25 protein-coding genes and 1 tRNA gene are annotated in these 25,920 nt (G+C 45.7%); 8 read left to right on the top strand and 18 right to left on the bottom strand.

Going from position 1 to position 25,920, the window contains the following annotated elements:
* Window positions 1-195: 195 nt before the first annotated feature.
* Window positions 196-906, bottom strand: coding sequence for a tautomerase family protein (locus tag AC50YG_RS13155; RefSeq protein ID WP_494827298.1), 711 nt, complete (start codon window positions 904-906; stop codon window positions 196-198).
* A gap of 131 nt (window positions 907-1,037) precedes the next feature.
* On the opposite strand from AC50YG_RS13155, the gene AC50YG_RS13150 reads away from it, so the two are divergent.
* Both AC50YG_RS13150 and AC50YG_RS13145 read left to right on the top strand, forming a co-directional pair.
* Window positions 1,038-1,913, top strand: coding sequence for a LysR family transcriptional regulator (locus tag AC50YG_RS13150; RefSeq protein WP_494827296.1), 876 nt, complete (start codon window positions 1,038-1,040; stop codon window positions 1,911-1,913).
* A gap of 132 nt (window positions 1,914-2,045) precedes the next feature.
* Window positions 2,046-2,507, top strand: coding sequence for an Lrp/AsnC family transcriptional regulator (locus tag AC50YG_RS13145; protein ID WP_473755243.1), 462 nt, complete (start codon window positions 2,046-2,048; stop codon window positions 2,505-2,507).
* A gap of 13 nt (window positions 2,508-2,520) precedes the next feature.
* On the opposite strand, the gene AC50YG_RS13140 is transcribed toward AC50YG_RS13145, so the two are convergent.
* Window positions 2,521-3,732, bottom strand: coding sequence for an MFS transporter (locus AC50YG_RS13140; protein ID WP_494827294.1), 1,212 nt, complete (start codon window positions 3,730-3,732; stop codon window positions 2,521-2,523).
* A gap of 314 nt (window positions 3,733-4,046) precedes the next feature.
* Here AC50YG_RS13140 and AC50YG_RS13135 point away from each other — a divergent pair, with 314 nt between their 5' ends.
* Window positions 4,047-4,781, top strand: coding sequence for an EcsC family protein (locus AC50YG_RS13135; RefSeq protein ID WP_494827292.1), 735 nt, complete (start codon window positions 4,047-4,049; stop codon window positions 4,779-4,781).
* Window positions 4,782-4,852: 71 nt separating this feature from the next.
* Here AC50YG_RS13135 and AC50YG_RS13130 read toward each other — a convergent pair whose 3' ends face one another.
* A complete protein-coding gene (locus AC50YG_RS13130) occupies window positions 4,853-5,776 on the bottom strand; it encodes an AraC family transcriptional regulator (protein ID WP_494827288.1) in 924 nt (307 codons plus the stop codon).
* A gap of 235 nt (window positions 5,777-6,011) precedes the next feature.
* On the opposite strand from AC50YG_RS13130, the gene AC50YG_RS13125 reads away from it, so the two are divergent.
* The gene (locus AC50YG_RS13125) at window positions 6,012-6,863 is read left to right on the top strand and encodes an aldo/keto reductase (RefSeq protein ID WP_494827286.1); all 852 of its coding nucleotides are present in this window, start codon (window positions 6,012-6,014) and stop codon (window positions 6,861-6,863) included.
* Between the two features lie 92 nt (window positions 6,864-6,955).
* Here AC50YG_RS13125 and ppsA read toward each other — a convergent pair whose 3' ends face one another.
* The 8 genes from ppsA to AC50YG_RS13085 all read right to left on the bottom strand — a co-directional run bounded on the left by ppsA (window position 6,956) and on the right by AC50YG_RS13085 (window position 16,113).
* Window positions 6,956-9,550: a phosphoenolpyruvate synthase gene (gene ppsA / locus AC50YG_RS13120; RefSeq protein ID WP_494827285.1), complete on the bottom strand. Its 2,595-nt coding sequence runs from the start codon at window positions 9,548-9,550 to the stop codon at window positions 6,956-6,958.
* A gap of 49 nt (window positions 9,551-9,599) precedes the next feature.
* Entirely contained in the window at window positions 9,600-12,011 is a 2,412-nt protein-coding gene (gene helD, locus AC50YG_RS13115; protein WP_494827774.1) for an RNA polymerase recycling motor HelD, read from the bottom strand.
* A gap of 288 nt (window positions 12,012-12,299) precedes the next feature.
* Window positions 12,300-12,506, bottom strand: coding sequence for a helix-turn-helix domain-containing protein (locus AC50YG_RS13110; protein ID WP_430157845.1), 207 nt, complete (start codon window positions 12,504-12,506; stop codon window positions 12,300-12,302).
* Window positions 12,507-12,516: 10 nt separating this feature from the next.
* Window positions 12,517-12,999 (bottom strand): DUF2975 domain-containing protein, encoded by a 483-nt coding sequence (locus tag AC50YG_RS13105; protein WP_494827283.1) that lies wholly within the window; start codon window positions 12,997-12,999, stop codon window positions 12,517-12,519.
* Between the two features lie 177 nt (window positions 13,000-13,176).
* Window positions 13,177-13,644 (bottom strand): DMT family transporter, encoded by a 468-nt coding sequence (locus tag AC50YG_RS13100; protein WP_341278691.1) that lies wholly within the window; start codon window positions 13,642-13,644, stop codon window positions 13,177-13,179.
* Entirely contained in the window at window positions 13,641-14,369 is a 729-nt protein-coding gene (locus AC50YG_RS13095) for a Crp/Fnr family transcriptional regulator (RefSeq protein ID WP_494827282.1), read from the bottom strand. Before AC50YG_RS13095 ends, AC50YG_RS13100 begins: the two co-directional genes overlap by 4 nt.
* A 37-nt stretch (window positions 14,370-14,406) precedes the next feature.
* The gene (locus AC50YG_RS13090) at window positions 14,407-14,832 is read right to left on the bottom strand and encodes a DMT family transporter (protein WP_494827280.1); all 426 of its coding nucleotides are present in this window, start codon (window positions 14,830-14,832) and stop codon (window positions 14,407-14,409) included.
* A 96-nt stretch (window positions 14,833-14,928) separates the two neighbouring features.
* Window positions 14,929-16,113, bottom strand: coding sequence for an NAD(P)/FAD-dependent oxidoreductase (locus tag AC50YG_RS13085; RefSeq protein ID WP_494827278.1), 1,185 nt, complete (start codon window positions 16,111-16,113; stop codon window positions 14,929-14,931).
* 236 nt (window positions 16,114-16,349) lie between these two features.
* On the opposite strand from AC50YG_RS13085, the gene AC50YG_RS13080 reads away from it, so the two are divergent.
* A tRNA-Ala gene (locus AC50YG_RS13080) sits at window positions 16,350-16,422 on the top strand.
* A 703-nt stretch (window positions 16,423-17,125) separates the two neighbouring features.
* On the opposite strand, the gene AC50YG_RS13075 is transcribed toward AC50YG_RS13080, so the two are convergent.
* On the bottom strand, window positions 17,126-17,578 hold the full coding sequence (locus AC50YG_RS13075) for an Lrp/AsnC family transcriptional regulator (RefSeq protein WP_494827277.1): 453 nt from the start codon (window positions 17,576-17,578) through the stop codon (window positions 17,126-17,128).
* Between the two features lie 414 nt (window positions 17,579-17,992).
* On the opposite strand from AC50YG_RS13075, the gene AC50YG_RS13070 reads away from it, so the two are divergent.
* A complete protein-coding gene (locus AC50YG_RS13070; protein ID WP_494827276.1) occupies window positions 17,993-19,525 on the top strand; it encodes an MFS transporter in 1,533 nt (510 codons plus the stop codon).
* A 92-nt stretch (window positions 19,526-19,617) separates the two neighbouring features.
* Here AC50YG_RS13070 and AC50YG_RS13065 read toward each other — a convergent pair whose 3' ends face one another.
* On the bottom strand, window positions 19,618-20,289 hold the full coding sequence (locus AC50YG_RS13065) for a TetR/AcrR family transcriptional regulator (RefSeq protein ID WP_494827274.1): 672 nt from the start codon (window positions 20,287-20,289) through the stop codon (window positions 19,618-19,620).
* Window positions 20,290-20,457: 168 nt separating this feature from the next.
* Here AC50YG_RS13065 and AC50YG_RS13060 point away from each other — a divergent pair, with 168 nt between their 5' ends.
* Together AC50YG_RS13060 and AC50YG_RS13055 are read left to right on the top strand one after the other, a co-directional pair.
* Window positions 20,458-21,426 (top strand): aldo/keto reductase, encoded by a 969-nt coding sequence (locus tag AC50YG_RS13060; RefSeq protein ID WP_494827273.1) that lies wholly within the window; start codon window positions 20,458-20,460, stop codon window positions 21,424-21,426.
* 28 nt (window positions 21,427-21,454) lie between these two features.
* Window positions 21,455-22,297: a nuclear transport factor 2 family protein gene (locus AC50YG_RS13055; protein WP_494827271.1), complete on the top strand. Its 843-nt coding sequence runs from the start codon at window positions 21,455-21,457 to the stop codon at window positions 22,295-22,297.
* A gap of 224 nt (window positions 22,298-22,521) precedes the next feature.
* On the opposite strand, the gene AC50YG_RS13050 is transcribed toward AC50YG_RS13055, so the two are convergent.
* The 5 genes from AC50YG_RS13050 to hxlA form a co-directional block, all read right to left on the bottom strand.
* A complete protein-coding gene (locus AC50YG_RS13050; protein ID WP_494827270.1) occupies window positions 22,522-23,538 on the bottom strand; it encodes an LLM class flavin-dependent oxidoreductase in 1,017 nt (338 codons plus the stop codon).
* A 44-nt stretch (window positions 23,539-23,582) separates the two neighbouring features.
* On the bottom strand, window positions 23,583-23,942 hold the full coding sequence (locus AC50YG_RS13045; RefSeq protein ID WP_494827773.1) for a MarR family winged helix-turn-helix transcriptional regulator: 360 nt from the start codon (window positions 23,940-23,942) through the stop codon (window positions 23,583-23,585).
* Between the two features lie 237 nt (window positions 23,943-24,179).
* On the bottom strand, window positions 24,180-24,533 hold the full coding sequence (locus tag AC50YG_RS13040) for a winged helix-turn-helix transcriptional regulator (protein ID WP_046230239.1): 354 nt from the start codon (window positions 24,531-24,533) through the stop codon (window positions 24,180-24,182).
* Window positions 24,534-24,598: 65 nt separating this feature from the next.
* Window positions 24,599-25,156 (bottom strand): 6-phospho-3-hexuloisomerase, encoded by a 558-nt coding sequence (hxlB, locus tag AC50YG_RS13035; RefSeq protein WP_494827269.1) that lies wholly within the window; start codon window positions 25,154-25,156, stop codon window positions 24,599-24,601.
* 5 nt (window positions 25,157-25,161) lie between these two features.
* Window positions 25,162-25,794, bottom strand: coding sequence for a 3-hexulose-6-phosphate synthase (gene hxlA / locus AC50YG_RS13030; RefSeq protein WP_473755264.1), 633 nt, complete (start codon window positions 25,792-25,794; stop codon window positions 25,162-25,164).
* Window positions 25,795-25,920 lie beyond the last annotated feature (126 nt).

The raw sequence follows: 25,920 nt of genomic DNA, 5'->3' as shown, positions 1-25,920 counted from the left end.
CCACAGATGGGCAGCGCCTCCCAGCGGAAGCGTTGCCAACATCTGTAGTATAGGCTGGCACCATTGGAGCTTGGCAGCTCGGCTGATGCCTTGAGAGGCAAATTGCGTCTTTTTGTGTCACTGAAAAAAACAGTGCTGTATGCTTGTTTAGCATAATATGAAGCAAGCAATAAGAAAATCCCCCATTTGGGGGGGTCAGCTTTTTTCTTGAAACAGCTGCTTCGCTACTTGTATTGCAGCTGCGGCACGCGGCCAGCCCGCGTAAAAGGCAAGATGGGTTAATGCCTCCACGATCTGCTCCTCCGTCAAGCCATGCTGCTGCCCTAGACGAATATGGAAGGGCAGCTGCTCCGTCGATCCGCCCGCCACTAATGCGGATATCGTGAGCAGGCTGCGATCCCGAAGCGACAGCTGCTCTCTTTTCCAAACCTCTCCGAAGAGCACTTCCTCCGAATACTGGACAAATGCGGGCGCGATATCTCCGAACGTCTGCCGAACATTTGAAGCGATCGCTCCTTGAGGCGCAATCATTTGTGCAATTCCACTGCCGAATGTCCAATCCTCAAGCTCCGTCCCGACGAGCACTATGAATACGTCTTCCTCTCGAATGGCTAGCTCGCTTGCCAAACGCTGCGCTACCCTTTTATAAAAATGCTGCTTCTGCTCCGTGCTTCTTCCCGATTTCAAAGTAATTTGGATATAAAGCAATCCATCGGTTCGCCTTATATTTAAATAATGGGGACTATAATAAAACTCGCCCGCTCGATGCCCATGGAATACTTGAAAAAAATCGTCCTCCGGCACATGGAAATGCTCCATCAGTGCGTGCATAATGACTTGGCTAATAGCCGACAATTGCGGCTCATCATATTTATTTTCCAAATAACTGACTCTGACGAATGGCATGCTGGCTTCCTCCTTTAATCGAATGTCCTCATTGTACTCCTCCCTAATTTATTTGTATAATTGAATATAATCATGTTCTTGTTCAATTTTATCGAACGATATGATGAGCGATAAACAAGGAGCTGTTCAGCATGGATTTGAAGGAATTAACGACGTTTCAAACGATTGTTCAAGAAGGCAACTTTTCCAAAGCCGCCCTCAAGCTGCATTATGCCCAGTCTACTGTCACGAGTCAGGTGCAGCGGCTGGAGAAGGAGCTTGGCATTCAGCTGTTCAATCGGGGCTGGGATGCCGAGCTTACGGCCGCAGGGCAGCTGTTCGCCGCCGAGGTAGACAAGCTGATTGGACATTGGCATTATGTAGCGGAGCAGGCGAAGGCTTTGCAGCAGGAGGAGATTGGGACGGTCAGCATAGGAGCGTTAGAATCGCTTGCAAAGCAGGTACTGCCTGCTTCACTCCGGCGGTTTCAGGTGCTTAAGCCCCGTGTTTCCTACCATTTTGTTATAGGCAATACCGATACTTTGTCTCGCGCAGTGCTGCAAGGCAGGCTCGACTTTGCCATTTGCGGGGAACCTGCTGATTCGGCTGCCTTTCGCTTTGAGCCCTTATTTGAAGAGAGAATCGCTTTTGTGGCAGCTAACGACCATCCGCTTGCGAGCAGGAAAGGCATAGATTTTGCCGAGCTGCTTGCTTATCCTCTCCTTATTGGAGGAGCTACATGCCTATATTATTTGCGATTATCCAAGCAGTTTTCACGCTATGACAATGCTCCCCTCCTGCATACGATCAGCCAAATTTCTGCCATTCCGGCATTTCTCCAGCAGACAGCCGCTATAGGCGTTGTTCTTGCTTCGACACAGCTGGCACCGAATCTTGTTGCCCTTGATGTACAGCTCAAGGATGCTTCCATTACCATTGGCCTGCTGCAGCTGCGCAATGAGGCCTATGCGTCTACATCGAAGCATCAATTGATGCAGTTTATTAAAGAGGAGCTGTTACTTGCTTAAAGTAAGCTTATAGGTTTATGATAGTCGTATTAATGGCTTAATCACCTATAATTATTAGGAAAAAAATTTATAATACTTATAAATTAATTGCTTACATTAGTTGAAACTTTTAATTTAAAGGAGGCATTTTTCATGGATCATGTGGACAAACAAATTTTATTCCATTTGCAAAATCAAGCGAGAATTTCCATGACGGAGCTTGGCAAAAGTGTGGGCCTGTCTCAACCCGCTGTAACGGAAAGAGTCAGACGGCTGGAGGAAAAAGGCATTATCGAGGAATATCGTACGATCATTTCTCCGGAAAAAATCGGCAAGCAATCCATCGCCTATATGCTGTTTCAGACGCGGGATTGCCATGCCTTTCTTGATTTTGTCCATTCCTCTTCCGATGTTATGGAGTGCCACCGCATCAGCGGCCAGCACAATTACTTATTGAAAGTGCTGACCGACTCCACCCACTCCCTTGAAGAGTTCGGCAATCAATGTGATAAATATGGTACGTATACGATTTTAATTGTGATGTCGTCACCCATTGACCATAGGCAGCTTATCCCCTCCCTTGCGGAAGCACCTTACCTCACTGATTTAGGCTGATGCTCATACAGCTTTAGCTTCTGTTCGCACGAAAACCATGCTCCTTGGCAAGCCACGCGATGAGCAGAGCAGCGATTACCAACAGGAACAGTACCCATGGAAAGGAAATTACACCAAGCGTTTCGAGCAAAATCGCACCGATTAATCCACCCCCTCCAATCGCCAAATTCCAGGCCGTCACCAGCATCGATTGCGCCACATCTGCATGATCGCCAGCGGCTTCGGCCACCGCTGTCTGCAGCAGCGTCGCCGCCCCGCCAAAGGTCAACCCCCACAAAGCAATGGCTGCATAGACGAGCATAGGCTGGCTGCTGCCTATGCCCAGCAGGACGGAGGCGATGGCGAAACCCGCGAGGCTTATGATGACCAAAGCCCGCTGCATGCGGTCAATTAACAGGCCAATGAATAGGATGCCCGCAACCGATGTCACTCCAAAAACCAGCAAAACGACATCTACGCGTTCCACAAGCCCGATCACAGCCAAAAAAGGCGCTATATACGTATAAAGAATGTTGTGTGCAAGCACCCAGGCCAGGACAACGGCTAAGACGGGCCTTACTCCTGGGATAATAAATACGTTGTAGAGGGAGCGTCTCTTGGCTGAAGCTTGTCCTGCAAAATCCGGCATCTTCCACATGATCCATAAGATGAGCAGCACAGCAAGCAGCGACATTATTCCAAAAACAAATCGCCAGCCCGCAAACACACCAAGGAAAGTACCCGCAGGAACACCAAGTGCAAGCGCGATCGGTGCCCCAAGCATCGCTATAGCCATTGCGCGGCCCTTCAGCGCATCAGGCACCATGCGGCGAGCATAGCCAGCTGACATGCCCCATAATATGCCGGAGCTTACTCCCGCCATAAAACGGGCAATTATCGTCAGCCCATAACTGGAGGAAAACGCCGTTACGCTGTTGAACAACAGAAAGCCGACCATACATAGCAGCAGCAGAGGACGCCTGCGCCAGCTGCTCGTAGCCGCAGTCAAAGGAATGGCTGTCAATAATGTCCCCAGTGCATACGCAGTGACCAGTTGACCCGCTAGCGCCTCTGAAATGTGCAGCCCCTCCCCAATTTGCGGCAGCAGGCCCGCCGGAATCGTCTCCGTCAAAATACATATAAACCCTGCCATAGCGAGCGCTAATAATGCGGCCCAAGGCAGACGATCAGATGCTCGGGCAATGGCTTCTGCACTGCGAGCAGAAGCATGATGATGCTTATTCAATGTAAAACCACTCCCTAAATAAAATGTGAACTTGTCGGCAAAGCCATCCATCGTTTTGCTGCTTTAAGTTTACATAAATACGAACGCGGTTTACATGAGTTGAACAAGGCAGATAAGTCGTTTTTCAATGGAATTGCATGTAGATGTTCATTTCTACCGTTAATTTAAAAGTTCAATGCTTCCACAGTGGTAGACGAGCTAAGAGTTAAGCGGATCCACGACTTTCGTCGGGCTCCGCCACCTGCTGCAGTCTGTTCCAAATCACGGCAACCTCCTGTACAATATAGCCAAATCTGTTGTAGGAGCGAATGACAATGAATTACGAACATAACGTGCACAAAGAAATCGCCGCTTGGGAGCGCCATTTTTTCAAACCGCCCGGATGGCTGGAGAAAACATCAAAGACGATCGGAAAGCGAATTAACGACTTAATTCCACCCAAGGTGCACAATGTCATTACAGCCACTATAAAGTCGATCGTGCGAACAGCGCTGTTCGGCGCGGAATATACTCCTAAGAGATCGGTGCAGCAAGGCCTTTCTCTAGAGCTCGCTGATCAAGAAGCGAAACAATTGTTTTCCTTATATCAAAAAATTGCGACCGCCGAAGGAGCAGGCACCGGAGCGGGTGGTATTGCGCTTAGCATTGTGGACTTCCCTGCGTTAATTGCAATCAAGATGAAATTTTTGTTTGAACTGGCACATGTCTATGGGTATGATACGAAGCAGTTTTCCGAGCGAGTTTTCATTCTTAAAGTATTCCAAATGGCATTCTCCGGAGCCGAGCAACGTGCCAAGCTGTTACACTCGATTAAATGCTGGGATACTGAAAAAGAATTGTTCTTCTGGGAAACCGAGTACTCCAAAAACATGGACTGGGAGACGTTCCAGAAGGAATACCGCGACTCCATCGACTTTCGGAAAATGCTGCAAATGGTGCCGGGGATTGGAGCAGTGGCGGGCGCTTGGGCGAATTACACCATTCTCGAGGAGCTAGGAGAAGCCGCAATGAATGCTTATCGGTTGCGAAGATTGAACGAGGGCTCTTGAAGCTTCGGGCTAATCGCCACCGTCGCAGCCGATCATATTGATCGGCTGCAATCCTGCTTTTTACATAAAAATTAATTTAGGCTCCTCTCTTTTTGCTCATAAATTTCCTTCAGTCGCTTTATATCCGCCTTAGGGGGAAGACCAAACATACGAGAATATTCACGACTAAACTGGGATGCACTTTCATAACCAACCCTATAAGCAACCTCAGTGGCATCTGCTGACTCCATTAGCAATAGGTTCCGAGCCTCTTGCAGCCGAAGCTGTTTTTGAAATTGAAGAGGGCTCATGGCTGTGATTTCTTTAAAGAGTCTGTGGAACGAAGAAATGCTCATGCAAGCGACATCAGCCAGTTTCTCAATTGTTAAAGGTTGATCATAATGTCGGATGATTTGGTCGATTGCCCCCTTGATGCGGTAGGTGTTGCTTCCTTCCAATGCAATTTGTGCCAGTGTTGCTCCATATTGCCCTTGAAGGAGTCTATAAATGATCTCTTTCTTATGAATAGGGGCAAGAAACGGAATATCTTGAGGGGAATCGAGCAATTGAACCAATCGCAGCACAGCATCCAATATAGAAGATTCGATCTGAGCGACAAACATAGCTCGTGAAGCATTATCCTTTAAATTTGCATGAATCTTGGCGTCTTTCAAAACCTCTAGAATTTCATTCTGGCTAAAATCAAGTTTTAAGCTCAAATATGGAGCATCAGGTGATGCCTTAACAACCTGTCCGATCACTGGAAGGTTCATGGATGTTATGAGGTAATTGGATGGGCCATATTCTAGACGTTCTTCAGCTAGGTAGACTTCCTTAAGCCCATGAGTAACGAAACAAAAGGAAGGATTAAATACTTTGTATGCTGGCTCATCGACCTTGTCTGAACGAATAAGAAATAGAGAAGGAATCGTTGTCTGCCATACACCTGATTGTTTGCAATGACGCTTTATGAGTCCTGTGAGGTTATCCTGTTGGGTCATTATTTCTTCAACCATAGGCCACTCCTTGATGTTTTAATTTGTTTTATTATACGTTATTCGTTTGCAAATATCGATTGGCAGTGAGAGGAATAGGCAACCATTTAAGACTATTTCGATATCAGCTATATGTTCAGAAATGCATAATAAAGTTATGCCGAAGAGTACTACGGTTAAATCTCCACTTATTTTTTCGGGAAAGATACAGCTGTATGAAATAGATGTCTAATTATAAAAAACTGGAGGGTTTTAAATGCAAAAGGTCATTTTGAACAATGGTGTTGAGATGCCTATATTGGGCTTTGGTGTATTTCAAATTGCAGATCAAACGGAGTGTGAACAAAGCGTTTATGATGCTATTACGGCAGGCTATCGACTGATTGATACAGCTGCCTCTTATTTAAATGAAGAAGCTGTTGGCAGAGCGATTAAACGGAGTGGCGTAGCAAGAGAGGAATTGTTTATTACTACAAAGCTTTGGGTTCAGGATGCTGGTTATGATCGTACAAAACGAGCTTTCGAAAAATCACTGGAAAGATTGCAATTGGATTATTTGGACTTGTATTTAATTCATCAGCCATTTGGCGATGTGCATGGCTCATGGCGTGCGATGGAGGAATTAAATCGTGAAGGTAAAATTAGGGCGATTGGCGTAAGCAATTTCCACCCGGACCGTCTGATCGATCTCATTATTCATAATGAAGTAGCTCCTGCCGTCAACCAGGTTGAAACGCACCCGTTCAACCAGCAAATCGAAAGTGCAGCATTCATGAAAGAGAACCATGTACAGATTCAATCCTGGGCCCCATTTGCTGAAGGAAAAAATAATCTGTTCCAAAATGAGGTATTGGTATCTATAGCTGAAAAATATAATAAATCCGTTGCTCAGGTGGTTTTACGTTGGTTGACACAAAGAGACGTTGTTGTGATTCCAAAGTCTGTTCGCAAAGAAAGATTGATCGAAAACTTCAACTGCTTTGATTTCGAATTAACACAAGAGGATATGGAAGCGATAAGTAGGTTGGATACGAAACAGAGCCTGTTCTTTTCACATCGCGATCCTGAGATGGTGAAATGGCTCGGCACCCGTAACCTTGATATTTAATGGATACGAACATGGGGGCTGCAGCAGCGAACTAGCTGCAGCCTTTTTGCCATTCAATTAGCTTATAATCACAGTTGCTTTAATCTCAGCCATTACAATATTTCGATATACCCTTCTGTTCCATGCACGCGAATTCGCTGCCCGTCCTTTATCAGTTTGGTAGCATTCTCCACGCCTACAACTGCTGGCAAGCCATATTCACGTGCGATAACTGCCCCATGAGTCATCAGTCCACCAACCTCGGTAACTAGTCCTTTAATGGATACAAACAATGGTGTCCAGCCAGGGTCGGTAAAGGCGGTGACTAAAATATCTCCCTCTTCTAGATCAGCATCTTCCATTCGTAAGATGACACGCGCTCTCCCTTCAATCACACCGGAGGAAACCGGCAGGCCTACCATGGCTTCGGCTGGAAGATTTTCTCGTTCGTACTTGCCCGAAATGATTTCACCATTAGACGTAATCACACGTGGAGGAGTCAGTTTTCCATATAAGCGGTACTCGTCTTTTCGTTTGCTGATGATCGGGTAATACAGTTTATTGGTGCGTACGACATTGCGAAGCTCTTCAAAAGTGAGATAGTATACATCTTCTTTTTCTTGAATAACGCCCGCTTGTACGAGCTGTTCGGCTTCTTTCAGTAAAGCTTGCTTATATACGAAGTAGCGATTAATCATGCCGTATTTTGGATATTCACGATAGCCGATAAAATTCCGGATGAGACTGATCATTCGTTTTGTCTCTGTGGCTTTTCGTTCACCATCCGGCAATGGCTTCAATCGGTCTAATAACTCTTGTTCTTTTTCTAAAGCCTCCTGCCGCCCTTGCTCAAATTTCCGCTTGCCAGCATCAGGCTCAAAGTTTTTGATGTTACCCAAAATCATCGGGACAAGTGTAATTGGTTTTTCACTCCAACGCGTTGTAGTCATATCGATTTCTCCAGCACATCTCATTCCGTATTTATGGAGATAAGCGTAGATAGCATCTCGCGTTTCCCGTCCACCATTTAACTTAACGAGTTCATCCAAAAAGTTATCCTCTTTTACATGCTGTAAATAATCAATTACTTCTGGGTAAGGACGAATGATATCTGCGACATTCATTAGCTCCAGACCCATTTCCGAAGTAATATTGCCGGTCACAGATTGCGAAAGCGTGTCTGCTGCGTTTATTTCACCTAACCACTCGTTCATTTTTTCATTGATCCATGATGAAGCTTCCATAGCAGCCATAAACACACTCGAGCTTTTGGGATCAAATAAAATCTTCTTTAATTGCTGGAAATCTTCCAGAATAAAATCCATTAAATTCGATCCCGATTTTGTTTGGATATTTTGTTTTAACTCTTCTACCGATGTCTGATTACTCTTAATCAAATCAGAAACGATTGTAGGGTCATTCTCGAATGGTGCCAGCATATCTGTATGACTTCTGCCCAGAATCGGTGCTGTTTGATCATTTGGCAACAATTTTACAAAATCGCGCTCTATTAGGGTCATGAGTGCGCCTTTTATTAGCGGATCGGATCCCAAGGCATTTAATAAAGCTTCCCGGCCGACAGATGTAGCCATCCTAGGTGCAATATCAACAAACAACCTTCCTCCAGCTGTACGCATGGGTGCAGGAGTCGTTAACAGATAAAAAGACAAGCCCAATGGTCTTATCGGATCAGTCATCATTTGTTGATGACCGACCGATACATAGACGTGATTTTCTTGATCATTCGCTTCAGGGATCGGGTATAAAGTAGTGATTGGTCGGCTCTGGACAATATAGAAGGTATCCTGGTCCAAGCACCATTCGATGTCCTGAGGACAGCCGAAATGTTGTTCAATCTTTCTTCCTATGCGTGCGAGTTGTAGAATTTGTTGTTCAGTAAGGGTTTGAGTCGTTTGCTGATCAGGATCAATCTGCCGTGTCTCTGTTCCGCCTTCTTTAAGTCCATAGATAGCTATTTTTTTGGTTGCTATCCTCTTATCGACGATTTCATCTTCCTGTACTTGATAACAATCGGCGGATACCAAGCCAGAGACCAATGCTTCTCCAAGTCCAAAACCGGCATCAATGGATAGAAGCTTTCGATTGGAAGTAATCGGATCAGCGGTGAATAAAATGCCTGAAGCCTGTGGGAAAACCATCCTTTGAACGATAACGGATAAATACACTTGGCTGTGGTCAAATTTGTTTTGCATGCGGTAGATTACCGCACGATCTGTAAATAAGGATGCCCAGCATTTGCTGATATGCTGCAAAATGGCTTCTTTGCCGATGATATTTAAATAGGTGTCATGCTGACCAGCAAAGGAGGCATGTGGCAAATCTTCTGCAGTCGCGCTAGAACGCACTGCATAAGCATGCCCATCACCAAACTGGGAGAGATAGTGAGTAACTGCTTGCACAACATCGGAAGGAATTTCTATTTCAATAATGATTTTCCGAATTTCCCTGCTGATTTCACCAATTTGATCTCGATCTTCTACCTGTAGCATGGCTAGTCGACTGAGCAAAGCATGATATGTTTCGTGTTGTTCGATGGCTTTTTGATACCCCACTGTTGTAACACAAAATCCTTCGGGTACTTGTATGCCTTCCATTTTTGATAATTCCCCTAAATTCAACCCTTTTCCGCCAACGACCAACAGCTGCGTTTTTTCCATTTCCTGAAAACCCAGAACGAAAGAACTCATACTCTATCTCTCCTAACCCTTATATGGAGTAAAAAATGTGACAAGCGTTTCAAGCTTTCTCGTACAAATTCGCAGGCAATGCTTGAACGAACGGCGACCAATCGCCCGTCGTGTAAAGATGAAGCCGGTGCATGGCCCGCGTACAAGCCGTATAAAGAAGCTTGCGTTCGTTGTCCCGGCCGTAAGCTTCAGGCGAAGCATCGTAGACCAAGACTGCATCGAACTCGACACCCTTGGCGAGATACACAGGAATGACCATCACCGTTTTTTCAAAGCCCAACGTCTCCTTTGTAATGAGCTGCAGAGCCTCGCCTCCTTGAATCCGCAACGCTTCATGGGCCAACCGGCATTCGGCTGCGGTCTTCGTAATGACGGCAATGGAATCGAAGCCTTCCGCCTTGAGCGCCGCAATGTCCGCCACAATTTGCGCAGCACGCTTCTCCCTGCTGCCGAGTGTCGTCAGGAGAGGCTTTTGACCTCCCCTTTCAAAAGGAGCAATCTCTTCTCCGCCCGGAAGCATCAATTTCGTGAATTCAACAATCTCCCTCGTTGAACGATAACTGCGTACAAGACAGACAAGGCTTGTTTCGGCTTCGCCGAAAAGGCGGACCAGCGGCGAGTCGGATGCAGCCAAGCTTGTAGCCTGCATGAAGATCGCTTGCCCGTAATCGCCTAGCACCGTCATCCGGGCACGGGGAAACAGCTTTTTTAAATATTCATATTGAAACATCGAATAATCCTGACCTTCATCAACGAAGACATAGCGGATTTCTGTGTTCGTCCGGACGCCTTCGATCAGTTCTTTTACATACAAATATGGAGTCGAATCCTCATGAAACAACTCGCTTCGAAGCAGCCTTTCCTTGGTTTGGCTGCATATTTCAGACCATAGCGGGGGTATATCCGTCCCATTGGTTTGCTCCCGATAAGCCGCTTCATCAACAAACAATTGGGCGTATATGCCTTTGACATCTACAAACGAGAATTTTTTCACACTTTTTCTTAGCGGCTTAAAGCTTTCTTTCACGATCCTTCGGCGAAGCAGCTCTTCCTCCCTATGCGCGAAGTCAAATTCTCCTTCATCTTCCTGGAGCTTGTTATTTATTTTCTCGGGAACTGCCGCGAATTGTCCCGTAATATCTAATACTTCCTCCTCTTTATGCAGCATTCTGTAAACTTCCGCATAATCCTCGTTGTCCAGATAATTCAACTCTTCCTGTACCCAATCAGCTTGCCATTCCATGCGTTCCAACGAAGCCAGTTCGTTTAGCAGCCAATCCTGCAAGAGAATGATACGATTGGGCAACGGCAGGGAACGGTCATACCCATAAAATTTCACGCTCATCTGCTCCGCGGTAATCAAATTGCGGTCCCGCATCCGAATATCGTTGAATTGCATGCCTTCCCGTCCCAACCACTTTCCATAGTTATTCAGGGCTTTCAGGAAAGCCTCGGAAGTTTTATATTCGATCCCCTGAAGACGAGCCTTATACCCCGGCGCTCCTTGCGAGGTCAGTACAAATTCGATCTGATCAAAGGCATCCTCCGGCCGTAACGAGGAACCTAGCCAATAGTCGAGATATTCTTGAAAAGTCGTCTGCTGCATATTCTCTTCACCTAGCTCCGGAAGGACGGTGGAGATATAACTGGTAAACATCGGATTTGGTGAGAAAAGCACGATTTGATCAGCCCTGATCGTCTGGCGGTGTTTGTACAGCAAGTACGCCACTCGCTGCAATGCCGCGGAAGTCTTACCGCTGCCGGCCGCCCCCTGTACGATAAGCATCCGGCTTTTGTCATTGCGGATAATGGTGTTTTGCTCCTTCTGGATGGTTGCCACGATACTCTTCATTTGCGAGTCAGCAGCTTTACCGAGCACTTGCTGCAGCAATTCGTCTCCAATCGTTTCGCTTGTGTCAAACATGCTCTGAATTTGCCCATTTTGAATCTGAAACTGCCGTTTAAGCTCCATCGTCCCTTCGACTCGTCCGATTGGCGTGACATAAGATGCTCGTCCGGGGGAGTGGTCGTAGTATAAGCTTGCGATTGGCGTACGCCAGTCATAAACCAGGAAGGTTAATCCGTCATTGTCGACGAAGGAAGTTACGCCGATATAGATTTGCTCGCTGAGGCTCAGGCCGTCCTCTTGAAAGTCGATGCGTCCAAAATAAGGAGACGGAAGCAGACGGTTCATGCTGTTCCATTGCTTCGTCAACAGCTTGTATCCTCGCTCCCGTTCGGCCAATAGCGCCGACTGCTGATTAATCGTGTAGAAGGTCTCTTCGAAATCTTCATACGTGCTTGTATTGATCGTAACCTCCTCCCAAAATCGCTTTCGGATGTCCACAGCCTGATCGTGCAGCCCGGCAACCTCTGGCTCCAATTCATCAATTCTCGCCTGCAGCTTATTCCTGACCTGTTCTATCCGCTCCTGTTCCTGCTGCCAATCCTTCGTATCCATCATTGGTGAACACACTCCTTTTTCCTTTTTTCGGGAATAAAAAGAGCATTGACAAATCAAATTTTCAGATGTACAATTAAAGTAGGAATAAAAATGAATACATACATTAATTGAATTTGTCAATAACGCTATAGAGTATATCATAGTGTTGTTTTGTGTTCAATTATTTTTTTGTTGCCCTCGGGCAATGTTGGACACAAACTGTTGTTTCAACGCAAAGCAGCCGATCATTTCGACCGGCTGCTTTCTTGTTCCCTTATGGTTCAATTTCCCTCTAAACTTTTAGCTTCAGTCGCTTTTATATTCTAAAATATCTCCAGGCTGACATTCTAAAGCCTTACAAATCCCCTCTAAAGTGGATAATCTTATCGCTTTTGCCTTTCCATTCTTCAATATAGAAAGGTTAGCCATCGTTATTCCAACCCTCTCCGAAAGCTCTGTTACGCTCATTTTCCTCTTAGCCAACATTACATCAATATTAATGATTATCGCCATCTCATTCACCTCAGACTGTCAAATCATTTTCTGATTTTAAATCAATAGCCTCTTGTAAAAGCCTCTGGAGAACTGCAGCAAACACAGCAATCACCAACGAGGCAAAAATCATGATCAATCCGATTACCATGATGCCTGGGGCATCGACTTTCTGCGCTATCAGATAGAAGAGCGGCATTCCTACCACATACAGGCTGCTGATTATGATTGCACAAAATTTTATGTTCTTTAAAACACGTACAGATAATTCCGAGAAAGCTTTATTGTGGTCGATATAGCTTAAAAGTTTTAAAGCCTGATACAGGGCAAAGTAAAAAGGGATCGCTGCTGCATATAAATCGATGAAAACGAGATATTTCAAATAAGCATGATCTGGATATGACTCTACTATAAAATTCGCAACTTCCGGCACCAAAAATATACACAAAGCAAGAACTGGGATGCCCATAACAATAACCGCTGCCTTTAAAAAGAGTGTTGTTCCTCGTTCCATAAAAAGCCCCTCACTTAGGATTAAATTTAATTCGACTTTAACACAATATTTATCGTTTTACAATAAAAATTTAATTCTAATTAATATATTATTGTTGTTTTACAAGTTCACATTTTCAAACAAAAAAAGAGCATTCCTCTTTGCAGAGAACTGCTCTCTCAAAAATACCGTTGGAGACTAAGCCGCCTCGGACACTTCCTGCCGCTCACGCCTGCCGCCAAATTTCAATACAAAAATACCACCGATAATGACCAGCACGCCAAGCAGCTTGTTGATTGTAAACGGTACCTGGGCAAGCCCCATCCAGCCAAGTGAATCCCATAATAGAGCAAATAAAACCTCAGAAGTCATAACAATGGCAATCGTTATTGTCGGGCTAAGCCGCTTCATTGCCTGCATCAGGCTCATGACAACCCCAACCCCGATTAAACCGCTAAACCAAAACCAAGTCTGCATATCCTGCCATGCAAACAGCTGTCTCCCTTCCGAAATAAAACCAATGGTCAAAGAGGCCAGAAACCCGAGTCCCAATACGAGCGTCGTGGTTGCCCACGTTCCAGCCCGTTCGTTTACCTTGCTGTTAAAAATCGCTTGTATGCTGACGAGCGCGCCCGCCATAAGCGAAAACAATATGCCTGTCATCATTGGCCCTGCTCTCCCTTCTGATCCGTTAATGTATAATTATGATGATTGGCCCGTTTGCTTAAGGCATCCTTATTTTTAATGACAATCCATTGCTTCGTACGCTCGACAAGGCCTTCCTCACAAAATTGCCGAATGACTCGGTTCAGGTGCCGATAGCTTGTGCCAATCAAATTAGCGACATCCTTCAAATTGTCCGTGCTGAGCTCCCCTTTAAATTGTTCATCGGATTCGTCGTAGGAAATCGACAGCAAATAGCTTGCCAGACGTACATCCACTGGCTGCATGACATTCAAGCTCATGGAATTGGATTTAAAATAAAACTTCCGCGTAATTTTCTCCAATAAAAATCGCAGCAGCGGCGCATAATTCCTTCCATGCTTATCTAGCCAGCGATGCTGAACCCCTATCATAATAACGGGAGAAACGGCCTCCACTGTATTTAGAAATTCAGTGCCGCGAATATATTCCACATCGCCAATGACCTCAAGCGGCGTCTTAAAGGAAATAAGGAGCGTCTTTCCCTCCGGCGAGTTCGTGTATACTTTAATTTTCCCCTTCACCAGCACATACATATGCTGAGGCGTTTCCCCTTGGCCGCATATGAGCTCCTCCTGTTCAAAGCTGTACAAGGTCAAATAAGAACGCAGCGGCTCATTAAATACAGACTCCAGCTGGTGCAGCTGCAAATAATGACCGAGCAGCTCGCGGTCTTTGATTTCAATCATTTTCCCACTTCTTTCATAGCGTAGCTCGCTTTCGGCATCAGCCTTTTAATAAAAACACACCGCTTATCATCATGCCAATGCCGATCAATTGCGCCCCATTTATTTTTTGCTTCTTCAAGCCAAAAAAGCCATTCGTCTCAATTATAAAGGTCATGCCGAGCTGGGCGATCAGCAGCATCGATACCATCAGCGTTACGCCAATCTGTTGAATGGCCGTTACATTACTGAAAATAATAATAGCTGCAAAAGAGCCTCCTGCCAAATATAAAGGCTTTACCTGTCGTAATTCACGCCATTTTCCAGCACCTACGCACATTAAAATAATAAAAGCCACGATAAAGCCTGTAAATTGGGTAAGTGTAGCGGCTTGCCACGTTCCGATGCTTCCGCTAATTCTGGTATTTGCTATACCCTGCAGCGTAATACATGCCCCTCCTAATATCGCAAACAAAATCCCTTTCATGATCGCTCTCCCCGTCCTCTTTGTTTCCTTAATTAAACGGCAGAACGCTGCATATTGGAAAGGACATATGTCCCGAATAAGATAATAGCCTTTTTATTACTTAATGGAGCTAGCTATATTCCAAGTAAATTGTTTAATTCGGTACGCCATTTTCCCAGTAATCATCATATCCATTCCCCATTTGTGTACCCATGTTAATCCCCTTTCTGGTCCTAGTCCGATGCTGAAGCTATCCATATAGCCTGTATGCCTAGGAGCAGTCTTCCCTTCAAGATCAGCTGCTATTACCTTGCCAAGTCTAGCCGCTTGCGGAATGGCCTCCTTGCAGGTCAGGCCGTCTGAACGGCCCGTCTCCGGATCGATCACTTTTGCGCAATCCCCAATACTGTATATACCGCTGGCAGCCTTAACCCGATAGCTTGCATCTATTTTTACAAACCCGTCTTCTGTTGTCGGCAAGCCCAGCTGTCTTAAAGCCGGGTTTGGCATAAGTCCTAATGTCCAAATGAGCAAGCCAGCGGGCAGCTCTTCACCACTGGACAAATGTAGGCGCCCGGCTGCTTCCAACAGCACTCGGCTTCCATGAACGACTGTTACTCCGTTATCCGTTAGCAGCTGCTCTAATTTCGAGGCCACTTTGCCTGGCCCATCCAAAAATAATCTTTCATGCGCATTAAACAAGCGAATGTGTACTTGATTCGGCTCCAATCCCAGCTGCTTTGCATCTGCCCTAACATAATGGGCTAATTCGGCCGCTGTTTCAATGCCGCTTATGCCAGCTCCCGCTACAGCAATCGTCATTAGGCGCTCTCGCTCGGCCGGATTGGCTTCGATAGCAGCCTTCTGTAAATTAGCTCGCCATGCTGTCCGAATGTTCTTCGCATGTTCCAGAGTAGCAAGCGGCAATCCGCCTTTTTCCTCGTCAAGCTGCCGAATGATGCTGCCAATAGCCACTACCAGCACATCGTAATATATCGTCTGCTCTTCCCCATTCCCATTGCGCAGCAGCAGCTTTTTTTCTGCTTTTTTAATCTCTGTGACGGTTGCCTCAATATGCTCCACACCTTCTGGGAACATTTCGGCAAGAGGTATGCAAATATTTTCATCTGTTACTGCTGGCTTAAATAGGATGACCTTGCGCAAGTGATAGCTATTTTTGTCAATTAATACAAATCGGATAGACTGGCTTCTTTTACCGTTAATTAAATTTTTGCGTAATTCCTTCATCGCATGAATACCAGCATATCCCGCTCCAATTACAATACAGGTCAATGTTTCCATTACAACCACTCCCTTAAGTTCATTTGGTTATTTGTCTGTATAACGATAAGAGAGCGTTTTTTGTGACAATGCCTTACTTTCCTGCGATTAAAGTCCGCTGATGGTATTGCTTATTGCTGAAGGCCAAGTAAAAGAAGGGATTCACTTTTGTAGAGCTGGGCCTTTTTGTTATATTATTATTTCCAACCATCTTGCGCGGAGTGACTGTTCTATGTATAATAATAAAAGTGTCACTCGGGGCCTTAGCTCAGCTGGGAGAGCGCATCGCTGGCAGCGATGAGGTCAGGGGTTCGATCCCCCTAGGCTCCATATAAAAGAAGCGCCATCACATTTTTCATGTGGTGGCGCTTCTTTTATATGGAGAGCCAGGGGGCGAACCCCGGGGTTCAGTCCGCGCGCACGGAGCGAATGCGGAGGAGCACGGCGTCTGAATCTACCTCTAAAAGTCCTCACCGAATACGCTTCGTCAGCCCTTTAATCAAAGATTCGGACATCCCATGATGGATTGGCGAGGTAAACGAGGCAATTCCCAATAGGCTCCATATAAAAGAAGCGCCATCACATTTTTCATGTGGTGGCGTTTCTTTTATATGGAGAGCCAGGGGGCGAACCCAGGGGTTCAGTCCGCGCGCACGGAGCGAATGCGGAGGAGCACGGCGTCTGAATCCACCTCTGAAAGCTCTATCCGGATACGTTCCGTCGGCCTCCAAATCAAGATTCATGCATCCCCCTCAATTCCACGATAATAAAACATCGCAACCGTAAAGTCTGCTTTTTTATTTAATAGATGTTGGGTATTTCTGATCTATTGTCAATTCTCCAGCGCACGGTGTTAATTACTTTGGACCCAGACTTACTGGTAGTTTGGCACAATTCCAGCAACTGAAGGAGTCAATGCGAGTTTTTCTTTTTATCGGAACACATTCTTTTTTCTAATCGATTTGCGTCAGAAATTAGTTATCCAATCTGAAATAACCAAATGCTTTCGTATCGGCATCCCTTCTGCTTGGCATTAGTCAACTACCCGTGCAGCTTCGAGAGAAGGAATGAGAAGTCTATGATCGATCGGTGAAGACATCACAATCAGGATCGTGTAGGTTCCATACTTATCGCACTTATTGCCAAACTCTTCGAGAGTGCGTGTGGATTCGGTCACTACTTTTAATAAATAACTGTGTTCTCCGCTTATGCGGTGGCACTCGGCAACATGTGGAGATGCATGGACAAAATCAAGAAATGCCAGGCAGTCTCTAGTACGAAATAACATATAGGCTGTCGCCTGTTTCCCAATTTTTTCAGGAGAAATGACAGTACGATATTCCTCGATAACTCCATTTTCTTCCATTTTTCTAACTCGTTCCGTTACAGCAGGTTGAGATAACCTCACGCTTTTCCCCAACTCTGTCATTGAAATCCTTGCCTGATTCTGAAGATAGAAGAGAATTTGTTTGTCTACATGATCCATTTTGAATACCCTCCTTTAAATTTAAGGTGATTCAGATAAAATTCATTAAATTAATTTGCACGATCATCATAATTGATTAATTTTAATATGTAAAATGAATGATTTAATTTATATAATAATTTCACACCATTAATATGATCCATATATGAAAAGTTAGAGAGGATGGCTACCATTGAGCAAATACAAATTAAATAAGGTAGGTACAGAAAACTTTCAGGCACGAATTGATGAGGTCATTAATTTTACTATTGACGAAGGAAGGATGGTTGATGCTGTTGTCCGAGTTACGCTTAATGGAACGCAATGTTATAGTCGCGCTGCCGGATATGCAAACCGCAGACGACGCAATAGCACGGCTCGCTGGCCGCTATGGTGCGGACCAATTACCAAATCTAAGTCTGGAGGGAACTCTCAATGAGCCTCTCCCACTCCAGCAAAAATATAATCGCATTGGCCGCTATCTGTTTGTCCGCGCTAATGTTCGGCCTCGAAATTTCCAGTGTGCCAGTGATACTCCCAACCCTGGAAAAGATATTGCATGGCAATCTCAAGGATATGCAATGGATTATGAACGCCTACACCATTGCTAGTACGACAGTTCTGATGGCTGTTGGAACTCTGGCTGACCGATATGGAAGGAAGCGTATTTTTATTATCAGCCTCGTCTTGTTCGGCATTACATCTTTGATTTGTGGATTGGCACAAAGCACGTCCATTCTGATCGTCAGCCGGTTTCTTCAAGGTGTGGGTGCTGGCGCGATGTTGATTTGCCAGATAGCCATTCTTTCGCAACAGTTTCAAGAAGGAAAAGAACGCAGTAAAGCCTTTGGCGCATGGGGGATAGTGTTCGGTATCGGCCTCGGTTTTGGACCCATCATAGGCGGCATGATCGTGGCCGTTTCGAACTGGCATTGGGTTTTCCTAGTCCACGTCCCGCTGACAATCCTCACTTTGATCTTTGTCTTAGGTAGCGTGGAGGAGTCCAGCGATCCGCAGGCGAAAAAGCTGGACATTATCGGCATCGTCACGCTTTCGTTGACGGTTTTTGGGTTGGCATACTTTATCACGCAAGGGCCGGAACTCGGCTTTACCAGCATAGCCGCCATCAGTACCCTTGTTGCAACTGCAGCATGTTTCATTATTTTTCTGTTTGCGGAAAAGCTCAACACCCATCCGATGTTCGACTTTTCCGTATTCAGGATACGTAAATTTTCCGGAGCTTTATTTGGCTCCGTCGGCATGAATTTCAGCTTCTGGCCGTTCATGATCTATCTGCCAATCTATTTCCAGAGCGGCCTTGGTTACGGCATCGTGGCAGCTGGGCTATCTCTCTTGGCTTATACGCTGCCCACCTTGGTAATCCCACCTCTGGCAGAGCGCCTTTCGCTCCGCTATCAGCCGCGCATAGTCATCCCATCGGGTCTGTTCATCATCGGCATAGGCTTCATTTTGATGAAATTTGGCATCGGTGGCAATCATGCCAGCTGGTTGACCATGCTCCCCGGTTCTCTGTTGGCTGGTATTGGGCTTGGCTTAACCAACACGCCTGTGACCAACACCACCACCGGATCGGTTCCGAGTACTCGTGCAGGCATGGCTTCCGGCATAGATACGAGTGCCAGATTAATCAGTCTAGCCATCAACATCGCCGTAATGGGCTTCATCTTGCAGCAAGGCATCCTTTCTTATTTAAAGAGTACCCTTTCTGGGACTCTCGATGCATTACAATTGCAATCTTTGGCCGAAAAAATAGCAGTCGGAAACACTTCATCTCTCAAGCAGGATTTTCCAGAACTATCCTCTCTGGATGCATCTGGAGCCGTTGTCCATGCAGCGCTTGTGCACGGCTTTGGCTTGGTGATGCTCTATGGCGGTATAGGCGTCTGGGCTTTGGCCGCGATCAGCTTTATGATATTTGGACCCAAGAAAGCATTGTTGCATAAGTAGAGCGTGAATTAAAAGGATGCCGGTCACTTTCATTAATTAGCCTGCAGCGATTAGGTCAGGGGCTCAGTCCACGCACACAGAGCCCCTCTTCCCTATTGCCTCGACAATTTTTGAACCATCTGATTCAAAAATAAATCCATCTCCGAACTATTTTCTAAGTTAATGAATTCCAATTTCATGATTTGGTGTCTCATGACTTCGTAATAATCGGACAATGCTTGCTTCAGCGACAAGTGATGGAGCATCAGCAGCTTGGGATCAATCATTTTCCTGAGCATCGTGTCCATTTGAATGAGGAGGATCACCGGATTCAAACGCTGAAACACATCATTTTTCATCCCCCTGTCAAAAAACTCCCTCACCTGCTCATTGCGTACCTCAACCTCACTTGAAAGCGTCTCATACAAGTCTGGATAGATGCTGCCTAACTCCTGCAAGAAAATATCGGACAAGTACACCGCCATCAGCAAAGACTGCTGAAACACTTTATCAAAGGATTTGACATAGGACCTATTATCGGTCAGGGGCCAAGCCTGAACCATTTCCGAAATATATTCCACGTATCGACCTACAACCGCTTCAATGATCTCATCCTTGGAAGCAAAATACTTGTACATGGTCGCCTTGCTGATATCCATATATTTAGCCGCATCATCCATTTTCAGCGTAGAAAATCCGTTTTTTTGAATCACGGGTATAATCTTTATAATAAGCTTTTGGATAGTTTTATTTCTCTTCTCCAATGCCTGGGATTTCGTAATCATCGGGTAAAGCCTCCTAATTCTTCATACCTAAAATTATAACTCAATCGTTCAAAAAAATGAACACTTTATACTTTTTAAACTTTTTTAGACTTTTTAGTTTACTTTTTAGCAATGTGCGTGATATTGTTATTTTCATGAAATGCAAAATAAAAAGGAGGCTTGAACACCATGGAAAAGTTGGCATTGGGTAATCAAGGACTGCAAGTATCCCGTTTAGGATTAGGATGTATGGGCATGTCCGAATTTTATGGGGAAACGGATGAGTCTGAGTCTTTAATCACGTTGAATCATGCTCTGGAGTTAGGCATTACGTTTTTTGATACGGCGGATATTTACGGTTATGACGAGGACGGCATAGGGGTAAATGAAAAGCTGGTTGGTAAAGGATTAAGACCGCACCGTCATTCCGTGCAGATCGCAACAAAATTTGGATTACTACGCAATAAAACACAGAATCTCGGATACAATGGGAAGCCGCAATATGTGAAGCAAGCCTGTGAAGCTAGCTTGCAGCGTTTGGGCACAGACTATATCGATCTGTATTACTTGCATAGGGCCGATCCTGATGTGCCAATTACAGAGACGGTTGGAGCCATGGCTGAGCTCGTGAAAGAAGGAAAAGTCCGCTATTTGGGCCTTTCAGAAGTGACTCCTCAACAATTGGCCGATGCTCATGCTGTCTTTCCCATTTCAGCCGTTCAAACCGAATATTCCTTATGGTCCAGAGATCCTGAGCTTGGTCTATTGCATGCTTGCAGAGAATTAGGGGTCGGTTTTGTACCCTATAGTCCACTTGGAAGAGGATTTTTGACAGGCACTCTCTCAAGTCGAAGCCAGCTGGCGCAGGATGACTGGCGCATGTATAATCCCCGCTTTTCGGAAGAGGCCTTCGAACAAAATAGCAATATCGTCCATGGAATACAACTGCTCGCCCAGCAAAAAGAAGTGACACCAGCCCAAATCGCGCTGGCATGGGTAACTGCACAAGGAAACGATATCGTTCCGATTCCGGGTACAAAGAGAGTGAAGTATTTGCAACAAAATGCAGAGGCTTTATCCATCCACTTAACACCGGAAGAGCTATCCCGATTGAATGAAATTGCCCCTGCTGGCAGCACCTTCGGAAGCCGTTATTAAGAATTAATAAATAAAGGAGAAAAAAACATTGCAGCAACCATTTCAGGAAACCGCAAAAGCACATGCTGCTCGCGCTATTGCTCATCGCTGGTATGCGTTTTATGAAAACAATCATCAAAAAGCAGAGGATTTAAAAGAAATTTTAACCGAAGATATTAGCTTAGTAAACAAGGGACGCAACAAAACGATAGCGGGATGGCAAGAGGCTTTGCTCCGACTTAACGCTCTCCCCATGGATGAAGGAAATTCACATCGCATAGAAAATTTCTTTATTGAAGCTACTGGAAACAGCACCGCCCAAGCGAAGCTGGATATTATTTATCAGAATCAAAAATCGGATGGAACGTTAGCCAGCTATCATCTGCATTACGATGCCGCCCTTATTTTTGAAAACACTACGACCGCCAAATTCAGTGAAATTGTTATTACACCGATGTCTGTCATAGAGGAGCCCACATTTATAAATGTTTACCGAGAAAATCGTGTGAGTGCATTATTTTATCGGTGGCTCTCTTTGTTTGAAACCTTCCAAGCGGACGGTTTTGAGGAGCTTTTGGCGGATAACGTACAGCTACACGGCACCGCAAGCAAAGAAGCTATGACCACTTTTTCTGCCTGGAAGCAGTATATCCAGCAGTTTGCCGAACAAATTAAGCAAAGCAGCCATATCGTTGAAAGTTTAACCATAACACCGATTGACGAAGCCCATTCCAGCGTAACAGCTTATTTAAATTGGCAAGGCGTTCTAACGAATGGTACCCGAATGATTTCGAAAACACGCCATGAATGGACGGTCATCGATACGGGAAAACGCTATCCGCAAATGGTAGAATATCGGGTTCATCAAGTTGAGGCTCCGAGCGTGATTTAGGATAACTCGTGAAACGATTAAAATTGTTCAATGAACACCGAGCATATACAACTAATACCCCGCATCTCAAGAAGAGAGCGGGGTACTGATTGCATAGAGATCGGATGAAGTTCCTCTAGAGGTCTGAATAATAGTAAGCTGGCCTCTTCTATACTGTGAATTTGTAGGCACAGTTATAATTATAAATTGTGATCTTTCCTAGTGATTATAAGGACTGACCCGAGTTATTTCGCATCTGGTTGCATAACTTGGGCAAGCAGTTCAAACGACCGGAGGCGCGACTGATGATCATACAACTGAGAGGTCGTCATCAGCTCATTAGCCCTCGTTTGCTTGACAATTGAATCAAGCTTTGTCTTGACCGTATCAGGGCTGCCGATTGCGGAATACCGCATCATTTTATCACGAACCGTCACCTTCTCCTGCTCCGTCCAAAGCTCGTTCATATCGTCTACAGGCGGCATTAATTTGCTGTCACGCCCGCGTATCAAATTAAGCATCTGCTGCTCTTGTGACGTGAAGAGCCTTTTTGCTTCCTCATCGGTATCGGCAACAACCACATTCACACTGACTATTACATACGGATTGTCAAGTTCCTTCGACGGACGGAAGCTGCGATGATACAGCTCAAGAGCCGGCAGTAAATAGTCTGGGGCAAAATGGCTGGCGAACACAAAAGGCAACCCCAGCTTTCCCGCCAGCTCTGCGCTGAATCCGCTTGATCCCAGCAGCCAGATCGGGATATCCAAATCCACTCCCGGATATGCTTTCACACCTGGCACTGCTCCGTTCAGCGCGGGATTAAAATAGGATCGAAGTTCATGCAATAGCTCTGGAAATTGACTTCCATCACTGTGCAGTCCTCTTCGGAGTGCCCTAACCGCAGGCTGGTCCGATCCCGAAGCTCGACCAAGCCCCAGATCAATCCGCCCCGGAAAGAGCGATTCCAAAGTTCCGAACTGCTCCGCAACCGCAAGCGGTGCATGATTAGGCAGCATGATGCCGCCTGAACCTACTCGAATTTTGTTCGTATGCGAGGCTATATGGCCGATAATAAGTGAAGTAGCCGAGCTGGCAATCCCCTGCATATTGTGATGCTCGGTAACCCAGTAGCGTCGATAACCCCATTGCTCCGCTTGCACAGCAAGATCAACAGCTTCGCGGAAGGAACGGGCAGCAGTTCCTCCTTCAATAACAAGTGTATAGTCTAATATGGATAATGCTACATCCTGAATAGCCATGTTTAAATAAGCCTCCTTCTGATTTAGCAAAACGTTTATTTATGTTATTTGAGATTGCTCGAGATGCGTTCTATAAACGAAGTCATTTCCTTTACTTCCTCATCTGAAAAATTCCTCGTCATCTTATCCAGAAATAGTTCTTTTCTCCGCGTCAGCTCTATTAATTCGGACTCTCCTAGAGGAGTCAAAGCAACAAGCGTATTTCGTTTGTCGTTCTCATATTTGCGGCTAAAGATCAGTTGATGTTCCTTTAAATCTCTGAGATGTCTGGTTACAGCTGCAGCATCAACACGGAGCAAAGTCTGCAGCTCCAGCTGATTCATCTCCGTGCGCCTATGGATATGACACAAGATTTCCAGCTTCGTGCAGCTCGTTTTCACAGAAGAAGAAAAAACTTGTCCCATCTCCTTAGCCAATATATGTAGCCCGTATAATAGCTGGTCTTTGTCAGGACACTGCTTATCGATTCCAATCCTCTCCCTCGCAAATAGTTGATGCATCAATTGATATATCAACTATTATAAAATAAGCCTGAGCGAAACTCAAATATTTTTTCACCGACTGAAGATTTTAAACATAAAAAGGCCGGGGTCAGAAGCATCATCTGCTCCTAATCCCAGCCTATTTTGACTCTAAAGCTGCTATTTCCACACGACTTCCTCGCCGTAGTTTTTGCCCCAATCATACATCATGCGCAGCACCGGCATCAGGCTTTCGCCGTAAGCCGTTAATGTATATTCCACTCGCGGCGGAACCTCTGCATACACTTTGCGTTCAACCAGCAAATCTTCCTCCAGCTCGCGGAGCTGATTCGTCAGCATTTTCTGGGTGATATGGGGAATCATTTTCTTCAGCTCACTGAAACGTTTCGTTCCTTCAAGACCAAGATGCCATAATATAATCAGCTTCCACTTGCCCCCAATGACGGCCAGCGTAAGCTCCTTCTCGCAGTTGATTTCACGTAAATTAATACGTTCCTTTAATTCCTGAGCCATAACCATTCCCCCTCCTTCCCAGTATACATGATGAAACAGCTTCCAGCTATGCTGCCCGCCACCTGCTACTCCAGATTCGCGTGATTGCTGTACATGGTGTTGCCGCTGAGGCCCTTCTTCTCCATCAAGCTAAGAATAACTGCATCATAGAAAATTAGGAGGCCCTGCTCAAAAAGGGAAGCCATCGGCTGCACGGTCTGCTTCGCACCATCCTGCTCTTCCTTCGCCGCAGCCTGCAGCGGTACGACGATATGCGCCGCCCGTCCAAGCTCCGACTCTGGATTCGTCGTAATGACGGCCAGCTTGCCGCCGAGCTTCTCCGCCTTTTGTGCCATCGCAATGAGGCTGCTCGTCCCGCCAGAGCCCGAACCCAGCACAAGTACGTCGTCTTTGCCCAGTGCACGCGTCACCGTCTCGCCAGCGACATAAGCATCAAAGCCCATGTGGACAAGCCGCATGGCAAAAGCTTTACCCATCAGGCCCGAGCGCCCAGCGCCTGATACGAAAACACGCGGCGCGCGCATAATCGCATCTGCCAGCTCGCCTGCGGCCTCATCCGGAATGAGCTGCGTCAGCCGCTCCAGCTCTTGAACGATTTCTCCTGCAAGCTGACTAATACGCATCAGCTTTAGGCCTGTTTGATCCACTGCTGCATTTGCGATGCAGTTGCGGATTTATTTTCAGCACCCGTAATACCGCCGCCTACGATAACAAGATCAGGATTAGCCGAAATAACCTCTTGCAGCGTATCGATTTTGATGCCGCCTGCGATTGCGGTTTTGGCTTGTTTTACAACACGCTTGATCGCTGCCAGCTCTTCGAAGGAGTTTTTGCCTTCAGCCTGGTGATCATAGCCGGAATGGACACAAATATAATCTACCCCAAGCGCATCAATTTCCGCTGCACGAGTTTCAATGTCTTTCACATTGATCATATCGACCATAATTTTGTTGCCCTGCTTGCGTGCTTCCTCAACCGCTCCTCTAATCGTGGAGTCGTCGGAAACACCAAGAACGGTAATGATATCCGCACCCGCTTCGGAAGCTTTCATCACTTCGTAGCCGCCTGCGTCCATAATTTTAAGATCGGCCAGTACTTTCAGATGAGGGAAAGCTTCTTTAATCGCTTTAACCGCATGCAGTCCCTCGTTAATAACGATAGGTGTTCCGATTTCAACGATATCGATAAATGACTCAACCTCTTTAACCAAAACCTTTGCTTCCTCAATGTTCACCAAATCAAGCGCCAATTGCAATTCCATGTATACGCACACTCCTTCATCAAATGTTGGAAAAGGTTACTCTTGCTACAGGTTTTAGTCTAGCCCCTTTCCGCCATTTGAGGAAGTACGCACTTGAAAGTGGTGTAGTTACTTGAAGGATACTAT

The sequence above is a fragment of the Paenibacillus sp. J31R34 genome, assembly GCF_059383715.1.
This window is presented reverse-complemented; position numbering and strand designations above follow the sequence as displayed.

Coding starts and splice junctions, on each gene's coding strand:
- AC50YG_RS13065 (WP_494827274.1), bottom strand. CDS start 20,289: ATGATTACGAAATCCCAGGCATTGGAGAAGAGAAATAAAACTATCCAA.
- hxlB (WP_494827269.1), bottom strand. CDS start 25,156: ATGCGTATTAGTCAGCTTGCAGGAGAAATCGTTCAAGAGCTGGAGCGG.
- AC50YG_RS13085 (WP_494827278.1), bottom strand. CDS start 16,113: ATGGAAACATTGACCTGTATTGTAATTGGAGCGGGATATGCTGGTATT.
- AC50YG_RS13155 (WP_494827298.1), bottom strand. CDS start 906: ATGCCATTCGTCAGAGTCAGTTATTTGGAAAATAAATATGATGAGCCG.
- AC50YG_RS13040 (WP_046230239.1), bottom strand. CDS start 24,533: ATGGCTCAGGAATTAAAGGAACGTATTAATTTACGTGAAATCAACTGC.
- AC50YG_RS13110 (WP_430157845.1), bottom strand. CDS start 12,506: ATGGCGATAATCATTAATATTGATGTAATGTTGGCTAAGAGGAAAATG.
- AC50YG_RS13105 (WP_494827283.1), bottom strand. CDS start 12,999: ATGGAACGAGGAACAACACTCTTTTTAAAGGCAGCGGTTATTGTTATG.
- AC50YG_RS13060 (WP_494827273.1), top strand. CDS start 20,458: ATGGAAAAGTTGGCATTGGGTAATCAAGGACTGCAAGTATCCCGTTTA.
- AC50YG_RS13145 (WP_473755243.1), top strand. CDS start 2,046: ATGGATCATGTGGACAAACAAATTTTATTCCATTTGCAAAATCAAGCG.
- AC50YG_RS13100 (WP_341278691.1), bottom strand. CDS start 13,644: ATGATGACAGGCATATTGTTTTCGCTTATGGCGGGCGCGCTCGTCAGC.
- AC50YG_RS13050 (WP_494827270.1), bottom strand. CDS start 23,538: ATGGCTATTCAGGATGTAGCATTATCCATATTAGACTATACACTTGTT.
- AC50YG_RS13125 (WP_494827286.1), top strand. CDS start 6,012: ATGCAAAAGGTCATTTTGAACAATGGTGTTGAGATGCCTATATTGGGC.
- hxlA (WP_473755264.1), bottom strand. CDS start 25,794: ATGGAATTGCAATTGGCGCTTGATTTGGTGAACATTGAGGAAGCAAAG.
- AC50YG_RS13150 (WP_494827296.1), top strand. CDS start 1,038: ATGGATTTGAAGGAATTAACGACGTTTCAAACGATTGTTCAAGAAGGC.
- AC50YG_RS13070 (WP_494827276.1), top strand. CDS start 17,993: ATGAGCCTCTCCCACTCCAGCAAAAATATAATCGCATTGGCCGCTATC.
- AC50YG_RS13130 (WP_494827288.1), bottom strand. CDS start 5,776: ATGGTTGAAGAAATAATGACCCAACAGGATAACCTCACAGGACTCATA.
- AC50YG_RS13090 (WP_494827280.1), bottom strand. CDS start 14,832: ATGAAAGGGATTTTGTTTGCGATATTAGGAGGGGCATGTATTACGCTG.
- AC50YG_RS13045 (WP_494827773.1), bottom strand. CDS start 23,942: ATGGGACAAGTTTTTTCTTCTTCTGTGAAAACGAGCTGCACGAAGCTG.
- ppsA (WP_494827285.1), bottom strand. CDS start 9,550: ATGAGTTCTTTCGTTCTGGGTTTTCAGGAAATGGAAAAAACGCAGCTG.
- AC50YG_RS13075 (WP_494827277.1), bottom strand. CDS start 17,578: ATGGATCATGTAGACAAACAAATTCTCTTCTATCTTCAGAATCAGGCA.
- AC50YG_RS13095 (WP_494827282.1), bottom strand. CDS start 14,369: ATGATTGAAATCAAAGACCGCGAGCTGCTCGGTCATTATTTGCAGCTG.
- AC50YG_RS13135 (WP_494827292.1), top strand. CDS start 4,047: ATGAATTACGAACATAACGTGCACAAAGAAATCGCCGCTTGGGAGCGC.
- helD (WP_494827774.1), bottom strand. CDS start 12,011: ATGGATACGAAGGATTGGCAGCAGGAACAGGAGCGGATAGAACAGGTC.